The organism is Pseudomonas sp. GZD-209 (assembly GCF_049310485.1).
Lineage (GTDB): Bacteria > Pseudomonadota > Gammaproteobacteria > Pseudomonadales > Pseudomonadaceae > Aquipseudomonas > Aquipseudomonas sichuanensis.
On the sequence record NZ_JBMOWQ010000247.1, the window covers coordinates 21,714 to 33,503 of the forward strand.

At 65.3% G+C, this 11,790-nt stretch carries 10 protein-coding genes; 6 read left to right on the forward strand and 4 right to left on the reverse strand.

The window, feature by feature from the left end:
• Nucleotides 1–147 precede the first annotated feature (147 nt).
• Complete coding sequence (gene tkt / locus ACO6VM_RS24500) at nucleotides 148–2,145, reverse strand: transketolase (protein WP_401055501.1); 1,998 nt, start codon at nucleotides 2,143–2,145, stop codon at nucleotides 148–150.
• A gap of 337 nt (nucleotides 2,146–2,482) precedes the next feature.
• Here tkt and ACO6VM_RS24505 point away from each other — a divergent pair, with 337 nt between their 5' ends.
• The 4 genes from ACO6VM_RS24505 (at nucleotide 2,483) to ACO6VM_RS24520 (ending at nucleotide 6,940) form a co-directional block, all read left to right on the forward strand.
• Entirely contained in the window at nucleotides 2,483–3,466 is a 984-nt protein-coding gene (locus ACO6VM_RS24505; RefSeq protein ID WP_401055503.1) for an ArsR/SmtB family transcription factor, read from the forward strand.
• Nucleotides 3,467–3,478: 12 nt separating this feature from the next.
• Nucleotides 3,479–4,669 carry a methionine adenosyltransferase gene (gene metK / locus ACO6VM_RS24510; protein WP_279847975.1) on the forward strand — a complete coding sequence of 397 codons (1,191 nt, stop codon included), beginning with the start codon at nucleotides 3,479–3,481 and terminating at the stop codon, nucleotides 4,667–4,669.
• Nucleotides 4,670–4,814: 145 nt separating this feature from the next.
• Nucleotides 4,815–6,485, forward strand: a complete 1,671-nt coding sequence (ligB, locus tag ACO6VM_RS24515; RefSeq protein ID WP_422403918.1) for an NAD-dependent DNA ligase LigB — start codon at nucleotides 4,815–4,817, stop codon at nucleotides 6,483–6,485.
• Between the two features lie 59 nt (nucleotides 6,486–6,544).
• The gene (locus tag ACO6VM_RS24520; protein ID WP_125465816.1) at nucleotides 6,545–6,940 is read left to right on the forward strand and encodes a DUF1090 domain-containing protein; all 396 of its coding nucleotides are present in this window, start codon (nucleotides 6,545–6,547) and stop codon (nucleotides 6,938–6,940) included.
• Nucleotides 6,941–7,122: 182 nt separating this feature from the next.
• Here ACO6VM_RS24520 and ACO6VM_RS24525 read toward each other — a convergent pair whose 3' ends face one another.
• On the reverse strand, nucleotides 7,123–7,569 hold the full coding sequence (locus ACO6VM_RS24525; protein ID WP_401056103.1) for a c-type cytochrome: 447 nt from the start codon (nucleotides 7,567–7,569) through the stop codon (nucleotides 7,123–7,125).
• 119 nt (nucleotides 7,570–7,688) lie between these two features.
• Here ACO6VM_RS24525 and ACO6VM_RS24530 point away from each other — a divergent pair, with 119 nt between their 5' ends.
• Nucleotides 7,689–8,840, forward strand: coding sequence for a murein transglycosylase A (locus ACO6VM_RS24530; RefSeq protein ID WP_390965824.1), 1,152 nt, complete (start codon nucleotides 7,689–7,691; stop codon nucleotides 8,838–8,840).
• 143 nt (nucleotides 8,841–8,983) lie between these two features.
• Here the strand turns inward: ACO6VM_RS24530 and ACO6VM_RS24535 are convergent, their stop codons facing one another.
• A complete protein-coding gene (locus ACO6VM_RS24535; RefSeq protein WP_125860750.1) occupies nucleotides 8,984–9,370 on the reverse strand; it encodes an MAPEG family protein in 387 nt (128 codons plus the stop codon).
• 30 nt (nucleotides 9,371–9,400) lie between these two features.
• Nucleotides 9,401–10,234 (reverse strand): DMT family transporter, encoded by an 834-nt coding sequence (locus tag ACO6VM_RS24540; protein ID WP_125465819.1) that lies wholly within the window; start codon nucleotides 10,232–10,234, stop codon nucleotides 9,401–9,403.
• 308 nt (nucleotides 10,235–10,542) lie between these two features.
• Between ACO6VM_RS24540 and ACO6VM_RS24545 the strand changes: the two genes are divergently transcribed.
• On the forward strand, nucleotides 10,543–11,781 hold the full coding sequence (locus ACO6VM_RS24545) for a cation:proton antiporter (RefSeq protein ID WP_422403919.1): 1,239 nt from the start codon (nucleotides 10,543–10,545) through the stop codon (nucleotides 11,779–11,781).
• Nucleotides 11,782–11,790: the final 9 nt, after the last annotated feature.

An 11,790-nucleotide genomic window follows, 5' to 3' on the forward strand; every position in this document is an offset into this window, starting at 1 on the left:
CCCGCTCCCACAAGGCACCGGGATGCCTTGTGGGAGCGGGCTTAAAACTGCCGAGAAAAACCCCCCCCCCAAAAAATAGACGACGACCCCCGCCCCCCCCCCCCCCCCCCCTCGATCAGGTGGGAGGCACATGGCCTCCCGGATACATCAGTCTTCCAGCAGCTCTTCAGCGGTACCCAGGATGTTGTCCAGGGTGAAGCCGAATTCTTCGAACAGCGCGGCAGCCGGCGCCGACTCACCGTAGGTGGTCATGCCGATGACGCGGCCTTCGAGGCCGACGTACTTGTACCAGAAGTCCGCGTGGGCGGCTTCGATGGCGATACGCGCGCCCACTTGCAGCGGCAGTACCGACTGCTTGTAGGCAGCGTCCTGGGCGTCGAACACGCTGGTGCTCGGCATCGACACCACGCGGACCTTGCGGCCCTGCTCGCTCAGCTTGTCGAACGCCTGAACAGCCAGGCCCACTTCGGAACCGGTGGCGATCAGGATCAGCTCAGGCTCGCCGGCGCAGTCCTTGAGCACGTAACCGCCACGGGCGATGTCGGCGATCTGCTGGGCGTCGCGGGTCTGGTGCTGCAGGTTCTGGCGCGAGAAGATCAGCGCCGACGGGCCGTCCTTGCGCTCCAGGGCGCACTTCCAGGACACCGCGGATTCGACCGCGTCGGCCGGGCGCCAGGTGTCCAGGTTCGGCGTGCTGCGCAGGCTGGTCAGCTGCTCGATCGGCTGGTGAGTAGGGCCGTCTTCGCCCAGGCCGATGGAGTCGTGGGTGTAGACGTGGATCACGCGCTGCTTCATCAGTGCCGACATGCGCACGGCGTTGCGGGCGTACTCCATGAACATCAGGAAGGTGGCGCCGTAGGGGACCAGGCCACCGTGCAGGGCAACGCCGTTCATGATCGCGGTCATGCCGAATTCGCGCACGCCGTAGTACATGTAGTTGCCGCTGGCATCTTCAGCGCTGACGCCCTTGCAACCCTTCCACAGGGTCAGGTTGGAACCGGCCAGGTCAGCCGAACCACCGAGGAACTCTGGCAGCAGCGGGCCGAACGCATTGAGGGTGTTCTGGCTGGCTTTACGGCTGGCGATGGTTTCGCCCTTGGCCGCGACTTCGGCGATGTAGGCAGCCGCTTTCTCGGCGAAGTCCGCCGGCAGCTCACCGCTCAGGCGACGCTTGAGCTCGCTGGCCAGTTCAGGGAAGGCGCCGGCGTAGGCAGCGAAGCGCTGGTCCCACTCGGCTTCGACCTTGGCGCCCTGGGCCTTGGCATCCCACTCGGCGTAGATGTCGGCGGGGATTTCGAACGGGCCGTGGTTCCAGTTCAGTTCTTTGCGGGCCAGGGCGATTTCGTCGTTGCCCAGCGGTGCGCCGTGGCAGTCTTCCTTGCCCTGCTTGTTCGGCGAGCCGAAGCCGATGATGGTCTTGCAGCAGATCAGGGTCGGACGCTCGCTCTTGCGTGCGGTGTCGATGGCGGTGCGGATCTCGTCGGCGTCATGGCCGTCGACGTTGCGGATCACCAGCCAGCCGTAGGACTCGAAGCGCTTCGGCGTGTCGTCGGTGAACCAGCCTTCCACTTCGCCGTCGATGGAGATGCCGTTGTCGTCATAGAAGGCAACCAGCTTGTTCAGGCCCAGGGTGCCGGCCAGCGAGGCGACTTCGTGGGAGATACCTTCCATCATGCAGCCGTCGCCGAGGAACACGTAGGTGTTGTGGTCGACGATGTTGTGGCCTTCACGGTTGAACTGGGCGCCCAGCACTTTTTCCGCCAGGGCGAAGCCCACGGCGTTGGCCAGGCCCTGGCCCAATGGGCCAGTGGTGGTTTCGACGCCAGGGGTGTAACCGAACTCCGGGTGGCCCGGGGTGCGGCTGTGCAGCTGACGGAACGCCTTGAGGTCGTCGATGGTGACGTCATAGCCGGTCAGGTGCAGCAGCGAATAGATGAGCATCGAGCCGTGGCCGTTGGACAGCACGAAGCGGTCACGGTCGGCGAAGTTCGGGTTGCTCGGGTTGTGCTTCAGGTAGTCGCGCCAAAGCACTTCGGCGATATCCGCCATGCCCATGGGGGCACCTGGGTGGCCGCTGTTGGCCTTTTGCACGGCATCCATGCTGAGGGCACGAATGGCGTTGGCACGTTCACGACGGCTGGGCATCGCTGAGTCTCCTGGGGCTTGAATAGATAGTGAAACGAAAAAAGGCGGCCATTTTCGCCCACTGGGGGGCTGGGGGCAATGACGGATGGTCGCAGTCGGGCATTTTTCCTGTGTTTGCCCGGGAAAAGAGCAAAAAGCGCGGTGTGGGAGCGGCGGTTCGCCGCTGCGACTTGCCCCGCGATTGCGTCAGCCCTGGCACCTCCTGCGTCTGATCTGACGCCATCGCGGGGCAAGCCCGCTCCCACGAGGTATCCCTGGACACCATCGATCAGCCAATATCAAAACTTTTTGATATTGCTATTGCGACGACAGCATCGCCTGTCTAGACTCGCGCCCCATGAATCTTCATGCGCCCATTCCCGTTCAACGCAGCGACACGCTGGCCGCCCTGTGCAAGGCCAGCGGCGACCCGTTGCGCCTGAACGTGCTGCGCGCACTGGCCAACGACTCGTTCGGCGTGCTGGAACTGGCGCAGATCTTCGACATCGGCCAGTCGGGCATGAGCCACCACCTCAAGGTGCTGGCCCAGGCCGAGCTGGTGGCGACTCGCCGCGAAGGCAACGCGATCTTCTACCGCCGCGCGCTGCCCGGCGGGCGCCTGCATGCCGCCCTGCTCGACGAGGTCGATGAACTGGCCCTGGCGCAGGACGTGCAGACCCGCATCGCCCAGGTCCAGCAACGTAGAGCGGCTACCAGCCAGGACTTCTTCCTGCGCGTGGAAGAAAAGTTTCGCGCCCAGCAAGACCTGATCGCCGGTTTGCCGCAATACCGCGAAAGCCTGCTGGCGCTGCTCGACAAGCTGAGCTTTGGCAGTGCTGCCAGCGCCCTGGAAGTCGGCCCCGGCGATGGCGGCTTCCTGCCTGACCTGGCCCGGCGCTTTGCCCAGGTCACGGCCATGGACAACAGCCCGACCATGCTCGACCTGGCCCGCCAGGTGTGCGAGCGCGACAATCTGAATAACGTAGACCTGCAGTTGGCCGATGCACTGGGTGCAACGGAGGTGCAGGCCGACTGCGTTGTGCTGAACATGGTCTTGCACCATTTCAGCGACCCGGCCCTGGCCTTGCGCCTGCTGGCCAAACGGGTGAAGGCAGGCGGCAGCCTGCTGGTCACCGAGCTGTGCAGCCATGACCAGGGGTGGGCGCGCGATGCCTGCGGCGACCTCTGGCTTGGCTTCGAGCAGGATGACCTGGCCCGCTGGGCCAAGGCGGCGGGGCTGACCCACGGGGACAGCCTCTACGTTGGCTTGCGTAACGGTTTCCAGATCCAGGTCCGGCATTTCCAGCGGGCCGCTGGCGACACACACATCGGTACATTTTAGGAACCCCTCGAGATGAGCGAATACTCCCTTTTCACTTCCGAGTCCGTGTCCGAAGGGCATCCGGACAAGATCGCCGACCAGATCTCCGACGCAGTGCTGGACGCCATCATCACCCAGGACAAGTTCGCCCGCGTTGCGTGTGAAACCCTGGTCAAGACCGGTGTCGCCATCATCGCCGGCGAAGTCACCACTTCGGCCTGGGTCGACCTGGAAGACATCGTGCGCAAGGTCATCGTCGACATCGGCTACAACAGCTCCGACGTCGGCTTCGATGGCGCCACCTGCGCCGTGATGAACATCATCGGCAAGCAGTCGGTGGACATCGCCCAGGGCGTCGACCGCAGCAAGCCGGAAGACCAGGGTGCCGGCGACCAGGGCCTGATGTTCGGCTATGCCAGCAACGAAACCGACGTGCTGATGCCAGCACCGATCTGCTTCTCGCACCGTCTGGTCGAGCGCCAGGCCGAAGCGCGCAAGTCCGGCCTGCTGCCGTGGCTGCGCCCGGATGCCAAGTCGCAGGTCACCTGCCGTTACGAAGGCGGCAAGGTCGTCGGCATCGACGCCGTGGTCCTGTCCACCCAGCACAACCCTGAAGTGTCGCAAAAAGACCTGCAGGAAGCGGTGATGGAGCTGATCGTCAAGCACACCCTGCCGGCCGAGCTGCTGCACAAGGACACCCAGTTCCACATCAACCCGACCGGCCAGTTCATCATCGGTGGCCCGGTGGGCGACTGCGGCCTGACCGGCCGCAAGATCATCGTCGACTCCTACGGCGGCATGGCCCGCCACGGTGGTGGCGCGTTCTCCGGCAAGGACCCGTCCAAGGTCGACCGCTCGGCCGCCTACGCTGGCCGTTACGTAGCCAAGAACATCGTCGCCGCAGGCCTGGCCGAGCGCTGCGAGATCCAGGTGTCCTACGCCATCGGCGTGGCCCAGCCTACCTCGATCTCGCTGAACACCTTCGGTACCGGCAAGATCTCCGACGACAAGATCATCCAGCTGGTGCGTGAGTGCTTCGACCTGCGTCCGTACGCCATCACCACCATGCTCGACCTGCTGCACCCGATGTACCAGGAAACCGCTGCCTACGGTCACTTCGGCCGTACCCCGCAGCAGAAGACCGTCGGCGACGACACCTTCACCACCTTCACCTGGGAGCGCACCGACCGCGCCGACGCCCTGCGCGCCGCTGCCGGCCTGTAAACCTCCTACGGCGGTACAGGAAGGCCCCTGCCGAGTGATCGGCAGGGGCCTTTTTCATGAAATATCGCATGACAATCCGACGCGTTGCGGGTGCCCAGCCGTGCCTAGGCTGAGCATTCCCTTTCGCCACGCAAGGATGCCGGCCATGTCGCCCAGGTTGCTGTTTGTTCTGCTGTGCGCCTACCTCGCCCCGGCCAATGCCGAGACTTGTCCCGACTGGAACACAGCACGCGCCCGCGCTGAAACCGCCCAGCTGCGCCAGACCCTGGCGCGCTGGGACGACCACTATTACCGCCAGGGCATTGCCCTTGTGGCGGACGAGCTCTATGACCAGAGCCGCCAGCAACTACTAGGCCTGCAATCCTGTTTCAACCTGCCTGGCAGTGACAACCCGCTGGCCAGCGCTCGCGGCCCGATCCCTCATCCTGTGCCGCACACCGGCGTCGACAAGCTGGCCGACGAGCAGGCCGTGCGCAGCTGGTTACAGGGCAAGAAAGACGTGTGGATACAGCCCAAGGTCGATGGCGTGGCCGTGTCGCTGATCTTTCGCCAGGGCCGGTTGAGCCAGCTGCTCAGCCGTGGCGATGGCACCCAGGGGCATGACTGGAGCCGGCATATCCCCCGTTTGAGCGGCCTCCTGCATGAGCTGCCACAGCCGCTGGACACGGTATTCCAGGGCGAGCTGTATTGGCGCCTCGAAGGCCATGTGCAGGCCGAGGCCGGCAGCGCCAACGCGCGCGGCATCGTCGCCGGGCTGCTGGCGCGCAAGCAGCTGAGCGATGAGCAGGGCGCCGGTATCGGCCTGTTCGTCTGGGTCTGGCCGACTGGCCCGGACACCCAGGCCGAACGCCTGAAGCAGCTCGCAACGCTGGGGTTTGCCGACAGCCTGCGCCACAGCGTGGCGATCAGCACCTTTGAGGAGGCCGCACACTGGCGCCAGCACTGGTATCGCGCCGCCCTGCCCTTCGCCACCGATGGCGTGATCCTGCGCCAGGACAGCCGACCACCGGCCGAGCGCTGGAAAGCCCGCACGCCTTACTGGATCGCCGCCTGGAAGTACCCGTTCAGGCAGGCACTGGCACAGGTACGCGGGGTGCATTTTCGCATCGGCCGCACCGGGCGCATCACCCCGCTGCTGCAGCTCGAACCGCTGCGTCTGGATGACCGGAAAATCAGCCAGCTCAGCCTGGGCTCGCTGGCGCGTTGGCAGCAACTGGACATTCGCCCGGGCGACCAGGTGGCGGTGAGCCTGGCGGGCCTGACCATTCCACGCCTGGAAAGCGTGGTACACCGCAGCCCACAGCGAACACCGGTCATCGTGCCAGACCCGGCAGCTCATCACGCACTGAGCTGCTGGCAGGCCAGCGAGGGTTGCCAGCAACAGTTTCTTGCCCGGCTGGCCTGGCTCAGCGGCAAGCAGGGGCTGGACATGCCTGGCACGGGGCCAGGCACCTGGCAGCGGCTGATCGACAGCGGGCGATTGACGACCCTGGCCGACTGGCTGGACCTCGACCGCGACACCCTGGCGACCCTGCCCGGCATTGCCCAGACCCGCGCCGATCACTTGCAACACGCCTTCGCCCAAGCCCGCCAGCAGCCGTTCGAACGCTGGCTACGCGCCCTCGGCGTACCCGCCCCGGCCGCCCTCAAGCTTGGGCCCGATTGGCCCACCCTGGCCTCCAGAAACATTGAGCAATGGCTTGCCGAGCCCGGCATCGGCCCTGGTCGGGCCACGCAATTGCGTGGCTTTTTCAACCATGAGCAGGTACAGGCCCTGGCCCTGCAGCTGCGACAACATGCAATCGAGGGTTTCTAAATTTCGCGGATCAGGGCAGCATTCCGCTTTCTGCTGCCCTGCCCCGAATGGAGCCCTTGATGAAACTGCTTTCGTCCCTCGCCCTGACCACCCTGCTGGGTTTCGTCGCCAGCCCGCTGATGGCTGCCGAAGAGCAGCCGGCGCTGACTGGATGCGCGGCCAAGCGTCAGGCCATCAGCGAACAGATCGAACAGGCCCGCGCCCATGACAACAAAGAGCAACTGGCCGGGCTGGAAACGGCCCTGGGCGAAGTGACCGAACACTGCACCGATGCCGGCCTGCGCAAGGAGCGCGAGCAGAAGGTGCTCGACGCCCGTCACGAAGTGAACCAGCGCACTAAAGACCTGGACAAAGCCATGAAGAAAGGCGACGCGGAGAAGATCAACAAGCGCAAGGACAAGCTCGCCGAGGCCAAGAAGGAACTGCAGGAAGCGGTGGACGAGCTGGAGCGCTAGCCGACCCGTCTCATGCAGGCGCGAAGCGTTGTGGGGGGGGGGGGGGGGGGGGGGGGGGGGGGGGGGGGGGGGGGGGGGAGGGTGGGGGGGGGGGGGGGAGGAGAGATCGGAGCATACTAGCAGCTGTCCCGCGATGAGGCCATCGCGGGACAAGCCCGCTCCCACAATGCCCCGTCCTCATCTCAATGATTGCGAAACTCGGTATGACAGGCCTTGCACGCCGCCTCGACCTTGTCCATCGGCCCTTTGAGCTGCGCGGCCTCCAACGGCTGGCTGCGAGTCACGTCCACCAGCTCGCCTGTGACCCCTTCCAGCTGCCGGGCCAGGTCGTGAAACCGCGCCTGACGCTCCCAGACATCCGCCCGGGCACTGCTGTCGCCCTCGTCGCGTACCTGCGGAAAATGCTGCCAGGGCTGGTGGGCAAGGCCATCGAGCTTCACCGCGCCATCGGCGAACTTCGCCCCGTCGAATGGCAGCCGGCCACGCAGCATGCCGCCGAGGTCCTCGCTGGTCTTGAGCATCGCCTTGAAGATCGCCTTGCGCTGGCCCAGCGGCGAGTTGGGGTCGACCTGGTCACAGGCGGTCAGGGCCAGGGCAGCCAGCAGTACTACGGACAGTCGCTTGAACATCATGGTCTCTTTGGCCGGGAACAACGGGGCGCCAGTATCGCCGCCCATCGGCCAAAGACCAATAGCCACACAGAAAACAAGGGCGAATATTCATGTTCACCCCGCACAGGACCACGCTCATGACATCTGCATTGCGCCATCTTGCCTGGGCGCTTCCGGCCCTGGCCCTGCTGGCCGGCTGCAACGGCGGCGAAAACGCCAAGCCCGAACCCCACGCCATCGCCACCTACGCCCCCGCCACCTGGAAAGACCTGCCCGCGGTCAGCGACGACGACCTGCTGGCCGGCTTCAACGCCTGGCGCAACGGCTGCGAGAAACTCAAGCGTGATCCGGTGTGGGCCCCTACCTGTGAAGCGGCCGGCACGGCGACGGCCAGCGCCGCGCAGGTGCGCACCTTCCTCGAACAGAACCTGCAGGTGTATGGCCTGCGCTCGGCCGAAAACAATGCCAACGGCCTGATTACCGGCTACTACGAGCCAGTCTATCCGGGCAGCCTGAAACGCACCGACGCGGCCCAGGTGCCGGTGTATGGCGTGCCTGAGGACATGATCGTGGTGGACCTGGCCAGCGTGTACCCCGAGCTCAAGGGCAAGCGCCTGCGCGGGCGCCTCGAAGGCCGCGTGCTCAAGCCCTACGACACCGCCCAGGTCATCAACCGCGACGGCGCCAAGGCGCCGGTACTGGCCTGGCTGACCGACCCGATGGACCTGCAGTTCCTGCAGATCCAGGGCTCCGGCCGGGTGCAACTGGACGACGGGCGCCAACTGCGCCTGGGCTATGCCGACCAGAACGGCCACCCGTACCGGCCAATCGGCCGCTGGCTGGTGGAGCAGGGTCAGCTGAAAAAAGAAGAGGTGACCATGGGCAGCATCCACAGCTGGGCCCAGGCCAACCCGCAACGGGTACCGGAGCTGCTGGCGAGCAACCCCAGCTACGTGTTCTTCAGCACCCGCCCGGACAGCAACGAAGGCCCGCGCGGCTCGCTCAACGTACCCCTGACCGCAGGCTACAGCGTGGCCATCGACCGCAAGGTGATCCCGCTGGGCAGCCTGTTGTGGTTGTCCACCACCCGCCCTGACGGCAGCCCGGTGGTACGCCCGGTAGGCGCACAGGACACCGGCGGCGCCATCACCGGCGAAGTGCGTGCGGACCTGTTCTGGGGCACTGGGCCCGAAGCCGGCGAGCTGGCGGGCAACATGAAGCAGCAGGGGCAGATCTGGATGTTGTGGCCCAAGGGTGTAGCGCTGCCCGAGGTGCCGAAGGTGCCTTGAGGGCCACATCGCGGGGGGAAGCAACTTCCCCCAAAGGGGGTAAGCCTTTTGGGGGTGGGGCTCTTCCGATCTCAAGCCCGCTCCCACAAGGATTGCCGATCATTGTGGGAGCGGGCTTGACCCGCGAAGAAGGTCACTCGGTCTCAGACCGACACGACAAAAAACGCCACGATCAACGCCAGCCCGGCGAACCACACGATCGAGCGCAGCGCCGCCCAATCGGCCAGGTAGCAGATGATGTAGAGCAACCGGCTGGTGATATACATCACGCCCAGCACGTCCTGGGTCACCTGCTCGGCGTTGCCGACGATATCCGCCACCAGCACCGCCGCAGCGAACGCCGGGAATGCCTCATAGCCGTTCTGCTGAGCGGCATGGGCCCGTCGCGGCAGCCCCGACAGCGTGTCGAGGAAGGCGCGCGGATCATGGTTGTCACGCAAGCCGAAGCGCCCGCTGCTCACTTTCGCGATCAACGCGCACAGCGGCGGCAGGACCAGGGCAATCAGGATGCACCACAGGGCTACGGTCATGGACAGGACTCCTTGTTCAAAAATGATCGGTCAGAGCTTCATCACCAGCATGCCCGCCAGCACCAGCCCGCAAGCTAGGAGTCTCGGCCCGCCAAAAGGTTCTTTGAGGTAGCGCATGCCCAGCAGCACCACAAGGATCACGCTGAGCTCGCGCAACGCCGCCGCCTCGGCCACCGACCCCAGGTGCATGGCCCACAGCACCAGGGCATAGCTCAACAGCACGCACACCCCCACCGCCAGGCCCAGGCGCCACTGGGTGCGCCAGAACAGCATGAAGGGTGCACGCCGGGCAACGCCGGCCAGCAACGGAAAAGGCCAGGCGCTGAGCAGGGTCAGCCATACCAGGTAATCCAACGGCTTGCCCCACAGGCGCACAGCCTGGCCGTCGAACCAGGTGTAGCAGCCAATGCACAGGCCGATCAGCGCCACCACCGGCAACATCGACCAAGGCAACCGGTCGCCGCCGCCGCCCTGCCACAGCAGGCAGGCCATGCCACAGGGGATCAGCAGGATGCCGATGATCTGCTGCTGGCTGAGCGACTCACCGGCGAACGCCAGGGTCAGCCCCAGCACCACCAGCGGCGACAGCCCGCGCATCAGAGGGTAGACCAGGCCCAGGTCACCGACCCGGTAGGCCTTGATCAGCAGCACGCGATACAACTGCTCGGCCAGCGCCGACGCCAGCAACCAAGGCCAGATTTCGCCCGGCGGGAAGTCGACGAAGGCCACGGCCAGCAGCGCGAACACCAGTGCCACCAGATCCATGCTGGCGATCACCAGCAGGCGCTCGCCGCTGAATTTGATGAGGGTGTTCCAGGTGGCGTGCAGCAGGGCTGCGATCAGAACGAGGGAGGTTGCCAGCACGCCTTGAGATCCTTGTCTGTTTTATCTGGCGATCACTATATAGCCTGGTAAAGCGTTTGCCTCATCGCGGGGGGGGGAAAACGCCCCGAGCAAAAAAGGAGGGGGGGGGGGGGCTAGCGAAAGTAGCCACCTCTCTCTCCCACCCCCCCCATCACCGCCGTACCGCGACCCTCCCCCCCCCCCGCGATGATCGGAACCATCCCGACAATTCTGGTCATAAGGTGTGTCCCGAGTGCCGTGCCAGATCATCCAAGAACTGCCCGAACCATTCGGGTAACGACTTGGAAGCCACTGTCACAGGATTCAGGATGCTTGAATTAGTTGCCGCGTTTATCTGCCTCACCACCCTCCTCACCTATGTGAACTACCGCTTCATCGGCCTGCCACCCGCCATCGGCGTGATGGTCACGGCGCTGCTGTTCTCCCTGATGCTCCAGGGCCTGAGCCTGATCGGCTTCCCCGGCCTTGAAGAACGCGTCGAAGGGCTGATGAACCAGATCGACTTCAACGACCTGCTGATGCACTGGATGCTGGCGTTCCTGCTGTTTGCCGGCGCCCTGCACGTCAACCTTGCCGACCTGCGCAGCTACCGCTGGCCGATCGGCTTGCTGGCCACCGTCGGCGTGCTGATCGCCACCGTGGTGATCGGCTACCTGGCGCACTGGGTGTTCGGCCTGTTCGGCTGGAACGTGCCACTGATCTACTGCCTGCTGTTCGGCGCGCTGATCTCGCCGACCGACCCGATCGCCGTACTCGGCGCATTGCGTACCGCCAACGCGTCGAAACCGCTGAAGACCACCATCGTCGGCGAGTCGCTGTTCAACGACGGCACCGCGGTGGTGGTGTTCACCGTGCTGCTGGGCATCATCCAGCAGGGCGAGACGCCGAGCGTTGCCGACACGGCCCTGCTGTTCGCCCGTGAAGCGATTGGCGGCGTGGTCTTCGGTGGCCTGATCGGCTATGCCACCTACCGCATGATCAAGAGCGTCGAGCAGTACCAGGTCGAGGTGATGCTGACCCTGGCGCTGGTAATCGGCGGCTCGGCGATGTGCTACGAACTGCACGTCTCGGCGCCGATCGCCATGGTGGTGGCCGGCCTGATCATCGGCAACCTGGGGCGCAACCTGGCGATGAACGACATGACCCGCCGCTACATGGACGGGTTCTGGGAATTGATCGACGACATGCTCAACGCCCTGCTGTTCGCCCTGATCGGCCTGGAGCTGTTGCTGCTGCCGTTCAACTGGCTGCACCTGGCGGCGGGTAGCGTGCTGGCGGTGGCGGTGCTGGCCTCGCGCCTGCTGACCGTGGCGCCGGCGATCCTGCTGCTGCGCCGCTGGCGCACGGTGCCGCAGGGCACCATTCGTGTGCTGACCTGGGGTGGTTTGCGCGGGGGCGTTTCGGTGGCGCTGGCGCTGTCGTTGCCGCTAGGTGAAGAGCGCGACCTGCTGCTGTCGATCACCTACATCGTGGTGTTGTCGTCGATCCTGATTCAAGGCCTGACGGTCGGCAAGGTGGTGAGCAGGGTCAGCACACAACCCGAGTAATAGCGTGGG